The organism is Chroococcidiopsis sp. CCNUC1 (genome assembly GCF_023546805.1).
Classification (GTDB): Bacteria; Cyanobacteriota; Cyanobacteriia; order Cyanobacteriales; family Chroococcidiopsidaceae; genus Chroococcidiopsis; species Chroococcidiopsis thermalis.
Genome location: NZ_CP097480.1, coordinates 716,019 through 734,394, shown reverse-complemented (window position 1 = coordinate 734,394; position 18,376 = coordinate 716,019). Strand labels below are relative to the sequence as shown.

16 protein-coding genes and 2 pseudogenes are annotated in these 18,376 nt (G+C 45.7%); 10 read left to right on the top strand and 8 right to left on the bottom strand.

Going from position 1 to position 18,376, the window contains the following annotated elements:
* Positions 1–205: 205 nt before the first annotated feature.
* A complete protein-coding gene (locus tag M5J74_RS03465) occupies positions 206–1,207 on the bottom strand; it encodes an NAD(P)-dependent alcohol dehydrogenase (protein ID WP_106169011.1) in 1,002 nt (333 codons plus the stop codon).
* Between the two features lie 67 nt (positions 1,208–1,274).
* Positions 1,275–1,784: a pentapeptide repeat-containing protein gene (locus M5J74_RS03460; RefSeq protein ID WP_015152737.1), complete on the bottom strand. Its 510-nt coding sequence runs from the start codon at positions 1,782–1,784 to the stop codon at positions 1,275–1,277.
* Positions 1,785–1,797: 13 nt separating this feature from the next.
* Between M5J74_RS03460 and M5J74_RS03455 the strand changes: the two genes are divergently transcribed.
* Positions 1,798–2,379: a YraN family protein gene (locus tag M5J74_RS03455; protein ID WP_015152736.1), complete on the top strand. Its 582-nt coding sequence runs from the start codon at positions 1,798–1,800 to the stop codon at positions 2,377–2,379.
* A gap of 65 nt (positions 2,380–2,444) precedes the next feature.
* Here the strand turns inward: M5J74_RS03455 and M5J74_RS03450 are convergent, their stop codons facing one another.
* On the bottom strand, positions 2,445–2,834 hold the full coding sequence (locus tag M5J74_RS03450) for a hypothetical protein (protein WP_015152735.1): 390 nt from the start codon (positions 2,832–2,834) through the stop codon (positions 2,445–2,447).
* A gap of 177 nt (positions 2,835–3,011) precedes the next feature.
* Here M5J74_RS03450 and queA point away from each other — a divergent pair, with 177 nt between their 5' ends.
* Positions 3,012–4,316, top strand: a complete 1,305-nt coding sequence (queA, locus tag M5J74_RS03445; protein ID WP_250015369.1) for a tRNA preQ1(34) S-adenosylmethionine ribosyltransferase-isomerase QueA — start codon at positions 3,012–3,014, stop codon at positions 4,314–4,316.
* A 272-nt stretch (positions 4,317–4,588) separates the two neighbouring features.
* Positions 4,589–7,647: pseudogene (locus M5J74_RS03440) on the top strand (zinc-dependent metalloprotease).
* A gap of 132 nt (positions 7,648–7,779) precedes the next feature.
* Here M5J74_RS03440 and M5J74_RS03435 read toward each other — a convergent pair.
* Positions 7,780–8,205, bottom strand: a complete 426-nt coding sequence (locus M5J74_RS03435; RefSeq protein ID WP_015152732.1) for a universal stress protein — start codon at positions 8,203–8,205, stop codon at positions 7,780–7,782.
* Positions 8,206–8,363: 158 nt separating this feature from the next.
* On the opposite strand from M5J74_RS03435, the gene M5J74_RS03430 reads away from it, so the two are divergent.
* Together M5J74_RS03430 and M5J74_RS03425 are read left to right on the top strand one after the other, a co-directional pair.
* A complete protein-coding gene (locus tag M5J74_RS03430; protein ID WP_015152731.1) occupies positions 8,364–9,701 on the top strand; it encodes an FAD-dependent oxidoreductase in 1,338 nt (445 codons plus the stop codon).
* A gap of 81 nt (positions 9,702–9,782) precedes the next feature.
* Positions 9,783–10,346 carry a Uma2 family endonuclease gene (locus tag M5J74_RS03425; RefSeq protein WP_106169390.1) on the top strand — a complete coding sequence of 188 codons (564 nt, stop codon included), beginning with the start codon at positions 9,783–9,785 and terminating at the stop codon, positions 10,344–10,346.
* Positions 10,347–10,354: 8 nt separating this feature from the next.
* Here the strand turns inward: M5J74_RS03425 and M5J74_RS03420 are convergent, their stop codons facing one another.
* The 4 genes and pseudogenes from M5J74_RS03420 to M5J74_RS03405 form a co-directional block, all read right to left on the bottom strand.
* Entirely contained in the window at positions 10,355–10,975 is a 621-nt protein-coding gene (locus M5J74_RS03420) for a TMEM165/GDT1 family protein (protein WP_250015367.1), read from the bottom strand.
* Between the two features lie 359 nt (positions 10,976–11,334).
* Positions 11,335–13,061 (bottom strand): annotated as a pseudogene (locus M5J74_RS03415) (succinate dehydrogenase/fumarate reductase flavoprotein subunit).
* 47 nt (positions 13,062–13,108) lie between these two features.
* Positions 13,109–13,270, bottom strand: coding sequence for a hypothetical protein (locus tag M5J74_RS03410; protein ID WP_181824264.1), 162 nt, complete (start codon positions 13,268–13,270; stop codon positions 13,109–13,111).
* A 2-nt stretch (positions 13,271–13,272) separates the two neighbouring features.
* Positions 13,273–13,587 carry a hypothetical protein gene (locus M5J74_RS03405; protein WP_015152727.1) on the bottom strand — a complete coding sequence of 105 codons (315 nt, stop codon included), beginning with the start codon at positions 13,585–13,587 and terminating at the stop codon, positions 13,273–13,275.
* Positions 13,588–14,009: 422 nt separating this feature from the next.
* Between M5J74_RS03405 and pstS the strand changes: the two genes are divergently transcribed.
* The 5 genes from pstS (at position 14,010) to M5J74_RS03380 (ending at position 18,263) form a co-directional block, all read left to right on the top strand.
* Positions 14,010–15,059, top strand: a complete 1,050-nt coding sequence (gene pstS, locus M5J74_RS03400) for a phosphate ABC transporter substrate-binding protein PstS (RefSeq protein WP_015152726.1) — start codon at positions 14,010–14,012, stop codon at positions 15,057–15,059.
* 63 nt (positions 15,060–15,122) lie between these two features.
* Entirely contained in the window at positions 15,123–16,103 is a 981-nt protein-coding gene (pstC, locus tag M5J74_RS03395) for a phosphate ABC transporter permease subunit PstC (RefSeq protein WP_250015365.1), read from the top strand.
* 85 nt (positions 16,104–16,188) lie between these two features.
* Positions 16,189–17,091: a phosphate ABC transporter permease PstA gene (gene pstA / locus M5J74_RS03390; RefSeq protein WP_015152724.1), complete on the top strand. Its 903-nt coding sequence runs from the start codon at positions 16,189–16,191 to the stop codon at positions 17,089–17,091.
* Between the two features lie 87 nt (positions 17,092–17,178).
* Positions 17,179–17,979, top strand: coding sequence for a phosphate ABC transporter ATP-binding protein PstB (gene pstB / locus M5J74_RS03385; protein WP_015152723.1), 801 nt, complete (start codon positions 17,179–17,181; stop codon positions 17,977–17,979).
* Entirely contained in the window at positions 17,976–18,263 is a 288-nt protein-coding gene (locus M5J74_RS03380) for a hypothetical protein (protein WP_250015363.1), read from the top strand. Before pstB ends, M5J74_RS03380 begins: the two co-directional genes overlap by 4 nt.
* Positions 18,264–18,376: the final 113 nt, after the last annotated feature.

The window sequence follows — 18,376 nt, the reverse complement described above, 5'->3', positions numbered from 1 at the left end:
CCTACATTTAACTGATGGTAATTCAGGCAAGGGCGCACAGCTGTGCGCCCCTACAGAACGTGTGGTATCAGTTGTCAGATCCGTTTGAATAACCACGTTCTCGCGAGGGCAGGTTTATGAATACCCTCATTAAGAATTAAATATTGTTGGTAAACCCGCCCCTACAACCAATTTTTGACTTTCGACTTTTGACTTTTGACTTTGCTTAATGTTTCAACACGATCCGATATCGTGCCTTGCCACTACGTAGGTGTTCCAACGCCTCGTTCACTTGGTCAAAACTGAAGGTTTCAATTATGGGTTCGATCTGATGGCGGGTGGCGAAGTCAAGCATTTGGGTGACAGTAGCCGGACTACCCAAGGGACTGCCGGAGATCGATCGCTGAGCCATAATTAAGGGAAAAATTTCCGTAGAAATAGGGTTAGGAACCACACCTACAAAATGCAATCGTCCTTTAGGACGCAAACAGGCAATGTATGTACTCCAGTCTAGATCGGCATTCACAGTAGAAAGAATCAAGTCAAAAGAGCCTTCTACCGATTTAAGTGCATTTGGATCGCGGGAGTTGATGAAGTGGTTAGCACCCATTTCCCTTGCTTCTGGTTCCTTATCGGCGCTGCTGGAAAAGGCACTGACATCGCAGCCCCAAGCATGAAGAAATCTCAATGCCATGTGTCCCAAGCCGCCAATACCAATGACTCCAACGCGATCGGTAGGCTTAACATCAAATTGGACGATTGGGTTAAAAACCGTAATTCCGCCACAAAATAAGGGTCCGGCTGACACTGGCTGCATGGCATCGGGTAGGGGAGCAACCCAAGCTTCATGGGCGCGCACCTTGTCAGCAAAACCACCATAGCGACCGACAATTGTACCTTCTGCGGTGGCACAAAGGTTGTGATTGCCAGACATACACCACTCGCAAGTCATGCACGATCGCGAATACCATCCCAATCCGACCCGCTGTCCGACTTGGAGTTTTTTTACGGCACTGCCAACATCCGCAATCTTGCCTACAACTTCGTGTCCTGGGACAAAGGGATATTGTGTCATGCCCCAGTCATTATGGAGCATACTCAAGTCGCTATGGCAAATCCCGCAGTATTCTACGTCAATCTCTACATCTTCACTACCGAGCGGTTTTGGATCGTACTCGAAAGGCTTGAGTTCTCCACCTTTTTCTAAAGCTGCGTAGGCACGAATCATCTATTAGTCCTCGTGAAATGACACGACAAGCTTCATCGTAAAAGATTGCGATAAAGATTGCGATCGCTTACGGACAGAATAAAGTATCGCGGGTAGCGCGTCCTGTAGTTGGGTTAACACCTTTAGCAACTTGACACAATTTATCTTGCACGTCGCGGCGCATCAACACATCCGTGAAATCGGCTCCGTCGATGACTGCACCGTCAAATTTGGTATTTGCCGCAAATGCGCCTTCTAAAATAGCATCCTTTAAATTGGCTCTAGTTAATCGTGCCGAGTCTAGAGTGGCGCTTGCCAAATTCGCCCCCTCAAAATTTGCCGAATCTAAATTAGCAGCAAACAAACTAACTCCTTCTAAATTAGAGTGACTGAAGTTACTACTACGCAAATTGGCGTGGCTGAAGCTAGAGTCCGTCAAGTCCCGCCCAGAGAAATCTGTCTCAATCAAACTTTCTTTGTTGTAATCCAGCGCTACAGCAGGGGGAACAATAGCAAGAAGTACTGAAAATGCGATCGCACCCCACAGTACAACAGCGAATATAGATTTCCAAATTCGATTTCCTAGCCCAGAATTCATAATCTTTCAGCTCATGGCAAACCATCCTGCCTTTCATTATCCCGACATTGGCGTACTTGGAGAAGATCTCGTCGCTCGGTGGCTGCAATCTTCCGGTTGGGAAATCCTGCACCGTCGTTGGCGCTGTCCTTGGGGAGAGTTGGATTTGGTTGCGAAGTTGGATGTACGTGAGAGGGACAAGGGGGACAAGGAGGACAAGGGAGACAAGGGGGACACGATCGCGCACCACCCATTCCCGACTCCCAACTCCCGACTCCCGACTCCCCTCTTAGCCTTTATTGAAGTCAAAACCCGCAAGCAAAATAACTGGGATGCAGGTGGTTTGTTGGCGATTACACCGCAAAAACAAATACGGCTTTGGCAAGCTGCGGAGTACTTTTTGAGTGTCTCTCCAAATTTAGCTACCTACCAATGCCGCTTTGATGTGGCGCTAGTCCAACATCGTAAATTATCGTTGGCTCGATTGAGACAGGCATCGCCTACACTTGACATTTCCCCTGACTTATCGTCTCTGTCAGTGCAGTTAGGACAAGCAGTTATAGTCGCTGGTTATCAACTCGTGCTACAAGAATACTTATCCGCTGCTTTTGATTGATGCGATCGCCATATCTCAATTTCAGGCTTCAATTTCATTCAGCCTGCAGTTCTGTTGCTGCCGATTTAAGCCAAAGTTTCGGGACAATAACCCAATCCCTTGACAAATTGTTGCCGAAATGTTTCTATTTCTTCCCGTTCTGGGTTGCCGTGAGAGACAATTGCGACTTGATAGCGACGCATCACGTCTACCGGAGATTGTCCGGCTTCCAAACTCCATAACGCCATTCTGACGCGAATCGGTGCTTCGTAGGGAATTCCCAGTTCATTTAAAAAAGCGCGGAAATCACCATCTTGTTGAGAGTTGAGAGGAGATTTCATTTTCACCTTCACAACCCAGCCATCAATTTGATGAATTACGGTAATGAAACTCAAGGGCATCTGGGGTCTGCCATGCAAATGTTCAACGATCCTCAATGTGAGGCTGGCGTTGGCAAGATAGTAAAGGTATTCCATATCCTTGCTGGGGAAACAAGCTATTCCTACATTTATATTTTTGCGAATTGACCGCGACGATACTAGCGTCAAACACCCACTCCACCTGGGTAGATTCACCCAAATACCCATGCGATCGCATCAATTCAAAATCTTACTTAAAATCCGTTAGAATACCGAACGTCACGCTCACAAAAAATGCATATCAATCAATTTAAAGATGCACTGTCTGCATTGAATTCCGTAAAAACACCTAATTTTGACTTGACGTCTTCTGCTAAATCTGAATTAGACTACTCTTTATCGAGTTATGATTACGAATTACCAGCAGAACGGATCGCTCAAAATCCAGTTTCTCCCAGAGATAGTTCTCGCCTGTTAGTAGTAAATCTCGATAGTCACGCCCATCAAATTTTTCGCGATTTACCAGAATTTCTTCAAAAAGACGATTTGCTGGTTATGAACGATACGCGGGTAATTCCCGCCCGTCTCTACGGACAAAAACCTAGCGGTGCGGCAGTGGAAGTATTACTGTTAGAAGAACGCCAGCCGAATGTATGGTTAGCTTTAGTCAAACCAGGGAGACGTTTAGCACCTGGGGCGAAGATTGTATTTTTTGAGCGGGAGGATAAAGGAGACAAGGGGGACAAGGGGGACAAGGGAGACAAGGAAGCAGGGGAGCAGAGGGGCAGGGGAGCAGAGGAGAAAAACAGTGCAACTCCCGATTCCCGACTCCCGTACGGGCGGGTTTCCAAACCCGCTCCTACCGACTCCCGACTCCCGACTCCCTGCTCTCTCACTGCTACAGTCCTAGAAACAGATGAAGAGACAGGCGGACGGGTGATACAGTTTGACCTACCAGAAGGTTTATCTGTCATTCAATTATTAGATAAATTCGGTCACGTACCTTTGCCACCCTATATTACCGATTCTCAGGCGGAATCAGAGCAATATCAAACAGTTTACGCTGAAAAACCAGGCTCGGCAGCAGCACCGACAGCAGGGCTGCACTTTACACCTGAATTACTCAAACGCCTGCAAGAAAATGGTATAGAGCAAGCATTTGTCACTTTACATGTAGGAGTTGGCACGTTTCGTCCGGTAGAAGTGGAAGACGTAAAGACACATCAAATGCATGGAGAGTGGATTGAAGTTCCAGCTGCTACTGTAGAGCAAATTCGCGCTACGCGATCGCGAGGAGGCAGAATTATTGCTGTCGGAACGACAACGGTAAGGGCTTTAGAGGGTGCTGCTGCATCGGGAGAACTACAGCCATTTTGCGGTAAGACAAATTTGTTTATTTACCCTGGTTATCAATGGCGGGTAGTAGACGGGTTAATTACTAATTTCCACCTGCCGCGTTCTAGTTTAATGATGCTCGTCAGTGCGGCAATTGGCAGAGAGCGATTGTTGGCATTGTACCAAGAAGCGATCGCCCAACAATACCGTTTCTATTCCTTTGGTGATGCCATGCTGATTTTGCCTCAAGGTAAAGAGTTGTAGGGACGCACAGGTGTGCGCCCCTACTAGAATTCTTCTGATGTGTTGAATTGTATAAATAACTGCCTAGTTTTCTTCCTAGTTTCGCTACAAAAATAGATAGAGCCGCGCATTGAAGGGTATTTCTGGGAACTCTATTAACAGTGGGTGGCTGTAAATCGTTTTAGCAAGCAATCGGATGCATGACGTAACTGAGTGCTTGGCAATCGTCGGCTTTAACCGATTAAGCTGCTTGAATTAGCAGTAACTAGGCATCATTGCTAGGGATATGAGAAATGAAAAGTTTGTCTGCTCGTGTTTTTCTCTTGCACAGCGCGTTATTTACAATCTTTTTTGTTGGTGCGCGGCTTCCTGCGTCAGCTTCCAATCAGTTATCAGTTACCAGTGACGAGACTTGTAGGGGCGCACAGCCGTGCGCCCCTACCATGACCCCAATATCATTACCAGAATCTAAAGTATGGGTGATTAAAAATAATAGCCAGCAGCCGGAATTACAATCTTATCTGTGGCTGGCTAATCATGAGCGGCAAGATTCTCGACAATCAACGCTGTTGTTAGCTCAAGAATCTAATCAGCTAGCAACAGCAAAAAATCCCAAACCGTCAGAGCTAAAAGCATTTAACGAAGTTATCAAAAATAGTAGTGCTATTAAAGGATTATTTACACTTTATCGCCAGAAGGATACAGGCAAAATTTATTTAGAAATTCAGCCGCAACAATTCAATAAAAACTTCCTCAGTACGATGACGATGGAAGCAGGGATTGGAGAGCGGGGGATTTATAGTGGAATGCCTTTACAGGATTTTTTATTTTATTTTCAGCGAGTCAACAATAATATTCATTTTGTCGTGCGTAACGTTAATTTTCGCGTTACTCCTGGTTCGCCGCAAACGCGATCTTTGACGCGATCGTTTAGCGATTCCGTTCTCTACTCAATTCCAATTAAAAGCATTCATCCTCAACGTAAATCTATTTTAATTGACCTTGGCGATCTCCTATTAAAAGATTTACCAGGACTAGCAGCATCGCTCTCTACTCAGTTAGGAACGACCTATCAATTAGATGAAAATAAATCTTATTTTGGCTCAACTAAAGCTTTTCCCCTCAACATGGAAATTGAGTCAGTTTACGGCTTTTCCTATGGAGGCGCTAAGAGTAGTGCTACGCCAAATTTGATGACGCTGCCAGACAGCCGCGCTCTAACTTTACGCATTCGCTATAGTCTATCTGAATTATCGGCTAATTCTACCTACAAGCCTCGCTTAGCTGACGATCGCATCGGTTATTTTATCACTGCCTATCAAGATTTTGCGATTGAAGACCGTAAAGAACCGTTTGTTCGCTACATTAACCGCTGGCAATTAGAAAAGCAAAATCCTAACGCCAAACTATCACCACCCAAAAAACCAATCGTATTTTGGATTGAAAATGCCGTTCCACTGGAATATCGGGATGCAGTTAAAGAAGGGGTATTAATGTGGAACAAAGCCTTTGAAAAAGCAGGATTTATCAATGCGATCGAAGTGCGACAAATGCCTGATGATGCTAAATGGGACCCTGCGGACGTGCGTTACAACGTAATTCGCTGGATTAACACAGTTGATGGCTTTTTCGCCCTTGGTCCTTCGCGGGTTAACCCCTTAACTGGGGAAATCTTGGATGCAGATATTTTAGTCGATGCCAGCTTCGTGCGCGTGCTGAAGCAAGAATATCGACGCATGGTTCAAGACAGTCGATCGCAGCCAACATCGGTATTATCTCAAATGATAAACGATCGCAGCGTATGTAACTCCGGTTTTGGACGAGGCTTCGGAGGACAAGGAGGACAAGGGGGACAAGGGGGACAAGGAGGACAAGGGGGACAAGAAGGACAAGGAGGACAAGGGGGACAAGGGGGACAAGGGGGACAAGGAGGACAAGGGGGACAAGGGAGAGAACAACCAATTACCAATTACCAATTACCAATTACCAACTCCCATTTATCAAAACTCGCAACAGAATACGACCTCTGTTATGGCATGGAAGCAGCAAACCAATTTGATTTTGGTTCTTTGGCACTCACGCTGTTTCAAAATACCACGCCTAACAGCGACAAAATGCAGCAATACATTCATCAATATTTGCGGCTGATTATTGCTCATGAAGTCGGGCATACACTCGGTTTGCGGCACAATTTTCGCGGTAGTACCCAGCTTCCACCAAGTGAGTTAAATGCTACCAAAATAACTCGCGATCGCGGTTTGACAACTTCAGTTATGGACTATCTTCCCCGAATCTGGCTCCACCCGACCGCGAACAGGGCGACTTTTTTCCTGACAGCATCGGTTCCTACGATGAGTGGGCGATTGAATACGGTTACACGCCCACAACAGCACCCCATCCCTTAGCAGAAAGACGATTTTTAGACCGAATTGGCGATCGCTCCTCGCGTCCAGATTTAGCTTATGCTACAGATGAGGATCGGTTCGATCTCGATCCCGATGTAAATGCTTGGGACTACAGTAGCGATGTTTTGGGCTATTCCCAAGGACAATTAGATATAGCGCGGGCAATGTGGAAAAAATTAAATCGGCGCTATCCAACTTCAGGTGAGAGTTACAGCGATTTAAGCGAACTGTTCGATCGCATTTTCTTACACTACCTGCGTCATACATACTACGCCACTAAATATATTGGCGGACAGTCATTTTACCGCGACCATGCTAGCGCTGATAACGGCAGATTACCATTCGTTCCCGTACCTGTAGCAAAACAGCGACAGGCTTTAGCAGTGCTGGAGAAATACGTATTTGCCCCAGATGCATTTAATTTTCCGCCAGAACTCTTGAATAAACTCGCACCCTCTCGCTGGATGCATTGGGGAGAGCAAGCCGTGATGAACCGCCTCGATTACCCAATCCACGATAGTATTTACGCGCTACAAAGTTTAGTATTACGAGATATACTATCGGGCGATCGCCTTTCCCGCTTACGCGACATCGAACTCAAGAGTCAGCCAAAACAAGCCCTCACTCTACCAGAATTATTTACCACCTTACAAAATGATATCTGGATGGAGGTTTTAAATCCAGACAAAACACCAACAAATATTTCTAGTTTGCGGCGAGCCGTCCAACGGGAACACCTGAAAATCATGACAGATATGATGTTACGCAAATCTAACGTTCCTGAAGATGCACGAACGCTTGCATGGTACAATTTGCAGCGGTTGCGAGAGAAATTAAATAAAGCAGTTGCTCGTTCTGGCACATTAGATGAATATACGAAAGCACATTTAGCAGAAACCCGCGATCGCATTGCCAAAACTTTAGATGCGAGAGTGGAATCGAGATGAATTCGGAATTCGGAATTGGTTGTTGATGAAATAGCAAGTCAATATAATCTTGGCGTTCTTCAACTTTGCGTCTTTGCGTCTTTGCGTGACATTAGATCCTATCTCTTGCTTCCAAGCAAAATTTAGATATCCTTAACCACCCACATCTCCTTGGATTATCAACACCGAACAATGAGCATTACGAACAACATGATTGCTAACGCTACCTAACAAAACTTCAGTAATCCCTTTATATCCCCTACGCCCTAAAACAATTAAATCTGCACCCCACTCTTTTGCTGCATCGCAAATTGTCGATCCTGGATTTCCCACCCGACAATTAAATTCAACTGAAATTCCCAAATCTTTTGTTTTCTCGCGATAACCCTGCAAAACATCTTGTCCTTCCTCAGTTTTTGCTTCAATTTGGGATGGATAATTCATTCTTGCTCCCAACTCAACGCCGTGAAACACCATCAAGTTTGCTAGATCTTTTGTAGCTAATTCTACAGCCTGCTCGAATACCACAGATGCTTGAGCTGAGCCATCAACGGCAACAAAAATTTTTTTGAAACTCACGATCGCCCCCAAATTAACTATCCTGTTACTGACGATACAGTAGATTCAGTCTCGATTCTATGAAAGAATCGCACAGATCGATAAATAGAATAGGTTCGATACTACAAAAATCTACCTAGAGTGGTAGAGTCTGAGGCAGAATTTCAATCAGTAGAAATATGATAAGCGATCGCCAAAACATTCAAGTATCTGTTGCTATCGTCGGCGGGGGACTCTCCGGTATGAGTGCAGCTTGGGAACTCTACCAAGCAGGGATCGATTCACTCGTTGTTTTGGAAGCAAACGATCGCATTGGCGGACGCACGTTTAACCAGCTTCATCCTAAGATTGGTTATGTAGAAATGGGTGGTACTTGGGTAGGACGCACGCAAACAGCTGTCCTCGATTTGGCACGACAGTTAGGAGTTGCCACCAAACAAGGTAAAGTTGATGGAGCCACGATTTACGGCTACCAGGGGATCTGGACGATGCACGAAGACAACCCTAGCGAGTCCGCCACGCCAGCTCAAAAAGATTTTGCTCAGGTAATGGCAAAATTCGAGCAACTCAGTCAGAACGTACCGCTAGACGCACCCTGGAACACACCTAATGCTGAGACTTTAGATTCTATCTCTGCGGGAGAGTGGATCGATCGCAATACGGAGACAATAGAAGCAAGAGCTTGGATGGCGGGTAGTATTCGTCAAGGAATCGCAGGCGATCCGCATCAAGTCTCGATGTTGTTCGTTTTATATTTTATGGCGAATGCGGGGTTTTTCGACCTACGCGAGACAGCCGAAGATTATCGTCTCGTCGGTGGTTCCCACAGCCTGACGTTAAAAATTGCCGAGCATTTAGGCGATCGCGTGTGGTTGAATACAAGAGTACGAGAGATTTCGCATGGCGATCGGGTACGCTTAGTGACAAAAAGGGGAGTCATACAAGCAGACTACGCGATCGTGGCAATGATGCCTAAAGATGCGGGAAAAATTCATTTCGATCCGCCTTTACCAGCAATTCATCAGCAATTAATATCGGAATGGCAGCAGATGAGCTGGATCAAATTCTTCTGTCTCTATCCACGTCCGTTGTGGTGGGGAAAAGCAGCCAGCGGACATTACTACAGTATGGACACGGAAGCAGAGGTTTTTGACGTTTCTCCAGATGATGGTAGCTATGGTTTATTAATTGGTTTTTTCGAGCCAAAATACTCTAATTTAAGTGAAGTAGAACGGCGCAAATGTGCGATTCAAACTGTTACAGATATGTTTGGTATTGCAGGCGCTGCACCAGAAGAATATTTTGAAATTGATTACACTCAACAATCGTGGACGAGTGGTTGTGTAGCAGCTTTACCACCTGGTTTATTGACACAAGCAGGAGCAGCACTAAACGAACCTGTGGGTAGAATTTATTGGGCAGGAACCGAACGTTCTACCCGTTGGATCAATTATATGGATGGAGCAGTGCGATCGGGTCAACATGCCGCACGTCAGATTCTCGAACAATTGATTTAAGATTTAATGACTGACAGAATTTTAAATCAACAAGTAGAATCAAAGATAGTAGTGGTCAAAATTGCTTAAAGGTAACTACTTATGGTACAAATATCACCTAAATCTTTAACATTGGAAGAGTTTCTAAAGTTACCAGAAACGAAACCTGCTAGCGAGTATATTGATGGTGAAATAATTCAAAAACCAATGCCTCAAGGAAAGCACAGCGTTGTTCAAGGTGAATTAGTACCTGCAATTAATACTGTTTTAAGAGCTCCAAAAATTGCCAGAGCATTTCCAGAACTCAGGTGTACGTTTGGCGGACGCTCTACAGTTCCCGATGTATCTGTATTTGTTTGGGACAGAATTCCTCGCGATGAGAAAGGTGAAATTGCTAATACTTTCTCAATTGCACCTGATTGGACGATTGAAATTCTCTCACCCGACCAAAGCCAAACAAAAGTTACTAAAAATATCTTACACTGCCTCAAATATGAAACTCAAATGGGTTGGTTAATCGATCCAGAAGAACAAACAGTATTTGTTTATCTTCCCAACCAACAGCCAGAAGTATTTGATGAACCAGAACAGCAGATTCCTGTTCCATCTTTTGCACGAGAAATTAAATTAACTGTAGGAAACTTATTTGGATGGTTAATGGAGTAAAATCTGACTCATGCTGCTTCAACCGCTGCCATAATACCAAAGATAATAAACAGAATTCCTCCAGCAATAGTTAACTTTCGCTCCGAGATACGTCCAGCTAACATGCGTCCGCAAACAACTGCAAGCGCCGCACACAAAGCATGACCTAAAATTGCTCCAATAGTCACGCCTACAACTGGATATCGAGTTGCTAAAGCAATAGTTGCAATTTGAGTGCGATCGCCCCATTCTGATAAAAAAGTTAGCGTGAAAGCCTCAGCAATAATTGCTCCGGCATTTTGAGTTTTCGGTAAATTAAATTCTGCTTTCTCAATCGCAGTTTTTGCCTCTTGAATAATTTCTGTATCGCAAGAACTCACTGGCATTTTACTTGCTTCGTAAAGCAGCTTCAAACCAAAACCAAGAAACAAGGCTATTTCTGCATATTGAATGTATGTTTTAGGCAACAAAGCCGCAACTTGTCCCACTAAAACAGAAAGTATTGTCATTGCTGCCAAAGCGGATACTGCACCAGCAAACACCAGCCGTCGCGAATGACGCATCGCCAAAATTGCAGCGATGAAAAAAGTTTTATCTCCTAATTCTGAAACCGCAATCAGTAAAAAACTGGCAATGAAGGCTGCTAGCACTCTCTCAAGCTCCTTTGTAGCTGACTAACTTGAGCTTGCGAGCTTGACGAGTTACGAAAGACCTCACCAAGCTCACAATCTTCCTCTGTGAACTTAGTGAAGGTCTCACTGACAAGAGAGCGTCATTGGTCATCGGTCATTTGTTGAAGACAAGAACTTATGACTTTTTTCGCTCAATTGTCACCTGAACCAGGCAGCAAGCCAGCATGTTGATTCAGGTATCTGGCACAGTTGTGATGCCAGTAGCTACTCCCCTTCAAATTTATTTGATCCTTAACATATCATTGCTGAGATGCGTCGTCAAACAGCGATCGCGGATCGGTGTAGAGACTTTACATGTAACGTCTCTACACCGATCCCTAATATTTCCGTTCTTGTGGCTCAAACATAGTAATTGCGACGGGTTTGTATTGTAGGTCGATACCAGCAGGGGAATAATACGAGAGGGTGTGCTTGAGGAAATTACTGTCGTCCCGTTGCGGAAAGTCCTCGCGGAAGTGAGCGCCACGGCTTTCTTGACGGTTGAGGGCTGAATGTAAAATGAGTTGTCCGACGACAATTAAACTCCCCAATTCTAAGGCTTCAATAATTTCTGTATTCCAACAACTGCCTTTATCATCTAGATATATTTGCGCGGATTGCTGTTGCAGTTGTTGCAATTGTTGTAAGCCTTCTTGCATCAAACTTTCCGTCCGAAATACGCCGCAGTGCTGCGTCATAGCATCTTGAAAAGCCGTACGGACTTGCTCGATCCGGTACTTTCCTGGTTGTTCTAACAAGGCTTGGATTTGCTGTTTTGCCTCGTTGATATAGCGTTGCTCTTGGATATCCGGTAATTTACGATTTTGGACGTATTGCGCGATCGCAGCTCCGGTACGCCGTCCGTAGACTACGCATTCCAACAAAGAATTGCTCCCCAAGCGATTAGCACCGTGGACGGAGACACAAGCACACTCTCCAGCCGCGAAAAATCCCTCCACTAACTGCTCGGCACTACGGCGCACCTGTCCGTCTGTATTCACGGGTATCCCACCCATAGAATAGTGGACTGTGGGACGCACGGGCATCGGCTGATGGACGGCATCAACTCCTACGAGTCGATGGGCTTCTTCCCAGCAAAAAGGGACGCGGCTCATGATTTTTTCTCTGCCCATGTGCCGCAAGTCGAGATACACGCAGGGACCACCCGCTCGACCATCGGGATAAACGCCGCGTCCGGCACGAATTTCATAAGCGATCGCCCTAGAGGTAATATCCCGTGGCGCTAATTCCATCCTTGAGGGGGCGTATGTTGCCATAAAACGCTCTCCCTCGGCATTAATTAAATAAGCTCCTTCTCCCCGCACGGCTTCCGAGATCAATACGCCTACTGGATACAATCCCGTGGGGTGAAATTGGACGAATTCCATGTCTTCTAACGGCAGACCTGCGATCGCTGCCATCGCCAATCCGTCGCCTGTCGAAGCATAATCGTTAGAAGTCGTGTTGTAGACTCGACCGTAACCGCCCGTAGCAAACATCACCGCTTTGGCGCGTACGACTTCGATGTGTCCGTCGAGAATGCGGTACATCACCACGCCCTTAGCTTGACCGTCCTCCAAAATCAGACGCATCACGTACCATTCTTCATAAACCTGTACGCCGTACCGTCGTAAATTATTGACGAGTTCGTGCAAAATAGCGTGTCCGGTCTTATCTGCGGCATAGCAGGTACGATTGTGAGAATGTCCGCCGAAGGCTCTTTGGGCGATGCGACCGTCAGGCAAGCGAGAAAACAACACCCCCATATGTTCTAGGTCTATCACCACATCGGGGCTTCACGGGCTAGCAACTCTACTGCATCTTGATCGGCTAGATAGTCGGAACCTTTCACGGTATCGAAGGCGTGGGCTTCCCAGCTATCTTTATCATCCACATTCTTCAGCGTTGCAGCAATTCCTCCTTGAGCGGCGACAGAATGAGAGCGGATCGGGTGAGTTTTCGCCACTACAGCCACATTCAAACTCGGATCGAGGCGGGCAATTTCTACTGCGGCACGACAGCCAGCCAGTCCGCCGCCAACAATAATGACATCGTGTTCTAGCATTTAATTACATTATTTGCTAAAAAAGTGTTCTCTAGCTCTATAGTGGCTTAACAAGGGGCGAGGAGGAGCCAGTTCGTTGGGCGGGTTCCCCGACTTGAAGCATCTGGCGTTGAGGAGCGAGGGTGAGAAAATTTTATATTTTGAATTGGAGTTGCTTCCTTGTCCCTCTTGTTTCCCTTGTCCCCCTTGTCCTTTCCCTCACCCCTCATCCCTAGCTAACTGGCGCTGGTTGTTGCTGCGAAACGTTACCAGGAATAGGTTCAGATTTTGTACCTGGTTCTGTTGCTGTCAGTTCGATATGATTGAGCAGGGTTGTGACGAAGGCAAAAAGTAGGAAAGGTAAAGAAAGTAATACAATGAGTCCTACAGTCGCTAAGGCGTAAATTGGTTTTCTCGCACCCATCATTGCCATTGCCGCAGCCAAACTCACGGTGATAGTGATCAACCAGACAATAATCTGACCGTAAATATCCCCAAATGTCAGAGTGCAGACAAAGCGATACTTTTGAATGTTATTCATATTCATCAGATTTCCTTTTAACATCTCTTATTTTTCTAGGTTAAAGCTCTGATAGGTTTCTGGACAGTTTCTAAACATTTTTGTCATTTTTGCAACAGTTATTTACATTTTGCTAGATGGTTTTCTCGCGATTCATCTTTCAAGCTAAAAGTTGTTATCTCCTGCTTTTTCATAGATCGGCATTGACAGAGAGTTTTCGGTTAAATTTGCTACTCAGTAGCTATCAAACTCTTGTTTTCACGTAACCGCTTGTATTGGCATTCAATTGAGCTACTTGGCGCTAGAAGCATTTCCCTGCTTAAACTTCAATTAATCTACGATTAACCTAATGTTAGGTTTTGCATAACGAGTTCATCCACTATGTGCGTGATTATTAAGATTGTCTGTGCGATTGACTACTATTAGTGGATGAGGAGACTCAGAAGAATATGCTGCTATCTGGAATTACGCTGAAGCGTGTTGTTGCGACTTCAGCAGTCGCAGCTACAGTTACCTTGGGAGCTAGTTTAACGGGAATTGCGCAACAAACTGCTACCCTCAATGGTGCTGGGGCGACTTTCCCAGAACCCCTATATCAACGCTGGGCTAGCGAGTTGCGTAAAGCTAACCCGCCACTTCAAGTCAACTATCAAGGAATTGGTAGCGGTGGCGGCGTGAGACAGTTTATTGCTGGCTCAGTCGATTTTGGCGCTAGCGATAACGCCATGACCGATGAAGAAGTGAAAAAAGTTAAGAACGGCGTGGTATTCGTCCCCACAGCTGGCGGTCCCGTTGCCGTGGTGTATAATGCTCCTGGCGTTAACGAGCTAAGACTATCTCGTAAAGTCTTACCACAGATTTTTGCAGGTCAAATTAAGAATTGGAACGATCCGGCGATCGCCGCTGATAATCCTGGGGCAAAATTACCAAATCAGCCTATTAGACTTGCCGTCCGTGCTGATGCTAGCGGTACGAGCTTTATCTTCACCAACGCCCTCAGCGCCATGAGTCCCTACTTTAAAGGTAGAATCGGTCCTAATCGCGCTCCTTCTTGGGCTGGTAGCCCCCTTAAAGGCAAAGGCAATCCTGGTGTAGCTCAAATCGTGCAGCGGACTCCTGGTAGCATTGGCTATGTAGAGGCTGCTTTTGCTAGTGAAAATAAAATTCCAATGGCACAAGTGCAAAACAGCAAAGGGGAATTTATATCACCAACTCAAGAGGCAGCAGACCAAGCTTTAGAAGGTGTGAAGTTCAATCCTGATTTTCGCGTAAACTACGATCTACTTGGCAATCCTGACTCTGGATATCCAATTGTCGGTTTGACCTGGATTATGGTTTATAGAAACTACGAACAGCCAGGTAAAGCTGATGCCGTCAAACGGATGGTAGAGTGGATGATGACTGACGGTCAGGCAATTAACGGTCAACTCAACTACACGCGCATTCCTGCTAAGGTTGCCGGTCAAGTCGTACAGACTGTGAAAAGCGAAGTGAAGTAGATAATTGCATGTAGAGACGTTACCTGTAACGTCTCTATATAGTTGATTTCAAACAAATGATGTATGTCAGAACCACATGTAGAAAATAATCGGCAGTTTCCTCTTAAGTCAGAGATAGATTTAACTGCATCTTCAGGAAAATTTGCGTGGTTCGACCAAGGGTTTACCTGGCTAGTATATGGCTTGGCATTTGCTATGGTAGCCCTGCTTTTTTGGATTAGCTGGATTATCTTTGAAAATGCCCTGCCAGCTATTCAACAATTTGGGCTGGGTTTTTTGTGGAGTCAAGAATGGAATGTAGCAGATCTCAAATTTGGGGCACTGCCATTCATTTTTGGCACTCTAGTCAGTTCGGCACTCGCCATGTTAATTGCCGTTCCCGTGGGATTAGCAGTAGCGTTAATTACGAGCGAAGATATTTTGCCTGCTTCAGTGCGATCGCCCATTGCTTTCATGGTAGAGTTGATTGCCGCTATTCCTAGCGTCATTATCGGTCTGTGGGGCATTTTCGTACTGATTCCGTTTTTGCAACCGATTCAACAATGGCTTTACGACCATTTCGCTTGGATACCCCTGTTTAGCACTCCGCCTGTAGGCTATGGGATGTCGAGTGCAGGCGTAATTCTGGCGATTATGATTTTGCCGACAATGGCAGCAATTAGCCGCGAAGTTCTACTTGCCGTACCAAAGGAATTACGCAGTGGTTCGATGTCTTTGGGTGCAACCCGTTGGGAAACTATTTTCGGCGTGCTGTTACCAGCAGGTATTTCTGGTATAGTTGGAGCGGCAATTTTGGCACTCGGACGAGCGTTAGGGGAAACAATGGCTGTAACGATGGTAATCGGAAATACAGCACAAATCAGCCCTTCATTGTTAGATGTGGCATATACGATTCCATCTGTGCTAGCGAATGAGTTTGGTGAAGCATTAGATGGATTGCACGTCGGTGCGTTAATGTACTTAGCTTTGATTTTGTTTTTAGTCACGCTACTGGTAAATATTGCTTCAGTGGCTCTGGTAAAATTTATTAGCCGACACAATTGATTAAATTAAATAGCGATCGCTGTGATGTAAATTCATCCTGATATCTTCAATCTTTCCCCGTAACCAATTTTTAGACTCAATATCTATGAACGATCGCCCAATCGTAGAAAAGATAGATCCATCTTTGGCAGCAGAATTACGCCGTCCTTTGCCTACTTATAGAGCGGTTTTTAATAGCGGTATGACTGCGATCGCTCTGCTATTAACGGCTCTAGCTATATTACCTCTAGGATCGATCTTGCTCGAAATTCTGCTGAGGGGTGGTCAAAACTTTAGCTGGGCTGTGTTTACAAATATACCTGCCCCCGTAGGCGTAACGGACGTTCCCAATGGTTTTGGTAATGCGATCTTGGGTACTTTAATGATGGTAGGTATTGCTTCGGCGATCGCAATTCCAGTAGGAGTGCTGACAGGGATTTTCTTATCTGAATTTGGTAGAAATACAGCTATTGGCAGCTCGATCCGATTTATTATTACTATTCTCACGGGTATACCTTCAATCATTGCAGGTGTATTTGCTTACGGCGTTTTGATCTTGAACAAAGTTACGCAATTTTCTGCTGTAGCTGGAGGTTTTGCCCTGGCAGTCATCATGCTGCCCATCGTAGCGCTGACGACGGAAGAAGCTTTGAAACTGATCCCCAATCACCAACGCTTGGGTTCCGCCGCCTTGGGCGCAAATCGTCTGCAAACAACCTTCCGCGTTGTCGTTGCTGCGGCAATTCCCGCCATCACTACAGGCGTTTTACTCGCTGTTGCCCGCGCCGCTGGTGAAACAGCACCGCTACTATTTACCGCTTTATTTAGTATTAGCTGGCCCGATGGATTGTTTAATCCTACCCCCTCGTTATCCGTCCTGATTTACAACTACGCTAACTCTCCCGACCTTGGGCAAAACCAGATGGCATGGACTGCGGCTTTAGTTTTAGTAGGACTAGTTTTATGTATTAGTATTATCTCGCGTCTAGCAACCAGAAGAAGACAGTGACTAGTGGCTAGTGGCTAGTGGCTAGTGACTAGAAGCTCTCCCTTGTCCTCCTTGTCTCCCGACTCCTGACTCCCGACTCCCCAATCCATGAATTACACAAAATCAGTAGCAACAAATTTAATTCCAGCGCTGCGAGTGAAAAGCCTAAATTTTTTCTATGGCACTCGTAAGGCGATCGATAAGGTGACAATGGATATTTACCAAGGACAAGTTACCGCGATTATCGGTCCTTCTGGCTGTGGTAAATCGACTTTTATTAAAGCCCTTAACAGAATTAGCGAACTGGAAGGTAAAGTTAAAGTTGAGGGTCAGGTAGAGTTTTTCGGTCAAGATATTTACGATCGCCGTGTCAACCTGAATCGCCTGCGCCGCGAAATTGGCATGGTATTCCAAAAGCCTAATCCTTTCCCCATGAGTATTTACGATAACGTGGCTTATGGTGTAAGAGCGCAGTCTCGTCCGTCGCGGATGCAGTTGGATGATATCGTTGAATCTGCTCTCAAGGGTGCGGCTTTGTGGGATGAAGTCAAGGATAATCTGAAAAAATCGGCTTTGGGTTTATCAGGCGGACAACAGCAGCGTCTCTGTATTGCTAGGGCGCTAGCTGTCAAACCTAAGATTTTGTTGATGGATGAACCTGCTTCCGCCCTCGATCCGATCTCGACGATGAAGATTGAGGAATTAATTCACAGTTTGCGCGGAGAACTGACGATCGCGATCGTGACTCACAATATGCAACAAGCCGCCCGCGTATCTGACTATACGGCATTTTTTAGCACGGATGAGAGTCGGATCGGTCAGATGGTGGAGTTCGACGAAACGGAGAAAATCTTCTCCGAGGCTAACGATCCTCGTACTCAGGATTATGTGGAAGGTCGTTTCGGTTGAGGATTATTGTTGCGATATTATTACTTTCGTTAGCGATCGCGTTTCCTGCGGTTGCTAGTGTTTGTCGGACTCGCAACGGACATCAGATCTGCATTCTGAGTATTCAACGCAGTGCTAAAAATTATTGGGAATATCGGGCAGATGTCAGTGTAGATGGTGTGAAAGGGGGTACGGAGGTTTATAATTGCCGCGATCGCGTTAAAGTTCAAAAAGATCGGGTTGTGCCTTTTAGATCGGACGATCCTGGCGATCTGGTCTGTAGTTTTTTCAAGCGATCGTCATGACCGTAGGGGCGGGTTTATCGACTAGATTGACTAAATTCGGAGTTGCTTTGTAAACCCGCCCTCACAAGTCACGTGTCATGTCACGCAAAGGCGCAGAGGCGCAAAGGGTTAGC

Coding starts and splice junctions, on each gene's coding strand:
- pstB (WP_015152723.1), top strand. CDS start 17,179: ATGAATTACACAAAATCAGTAGCAACAAATTTAATTCCAGCGCTGCGA.
- queA (WP_250015369.1), top strand. CDS start 3,012: ATGCATATCAATCAATTTAAAGATGCACTGTCTGCATTGAATTCCGTA.
- pstA (WP_015152724.1), top strand. CDS start 16,189: ATGAACGATCGCCCAATCGTAGAAAAGATAGATCCATCTTTGGCAGCA.
- M5J74_RS03460 (WP_015152737.1), bottom strand. CDS start 1,784: ATGAATTCTGGGCTAGGAAATCGAATTTGGAAATCTATATTCGCTGTT.
- M5J74_RS03465 (WP_106169011.1), bottom strand. CDS start 1,207: ATGATTCGTGCCTACGCAGCTTTAGAAAAAGGTGGAGAACTCAAGCCT.
- M5J74_RS03410 (WP_181824264.1), bottom strand. CDS start 13,270: ATGAGGGGTGAGGGAAAGGACAAGGGGGACAAGGGAAACAAGAGGGAC.
- M5J74_RS03455 (WP_015152736.1), top strand. CDS start 1,798: ATGGCAAACCATCCTGCCTTTCATTATCCCGACATTGGCGTACTTGGA.
- M5J74_RS03430 (WP_015152731.1), top strand. CDS start 8,364: ATGATAAGCGATCGCCAAAACATTCAAGTATCTGTTGCTATCGTCGGC.
- M5J74_RS03425 (WP_106169390.1), top strand. CDS start 9,783: ATGGTACAAATATCACCTAAATCTTTAACATTGGAAGAGTTTCTAAAG.
- M5J74_RS03450 (WP_015152735.1), bottom strand. CDS start 2,834: ATGGAATACCTTTACTATCTTGCCAACGCCAGCCTCACATTGAGGATC.
- pstC (WP_250015365.1), top strand. CDS start 15,123: ATGTCAGAACCACATGTAGAAAATAATCGGCAGTTTCCTCTTAAGTCA.
- M5J74_RS03405 (WP_015152727.1), bottom strand. CDS start 13,587: ATGAATATGAATAACATTCAAAAGTATCGCTTTGTCTGCACTCTGACA.
- pstS (WP_015152726.1), top strand. CDS start 14,010: ATGCTGCTATCTGGAATTACGCTGAAGCGTGTTGTTGCGACTTCAGCA.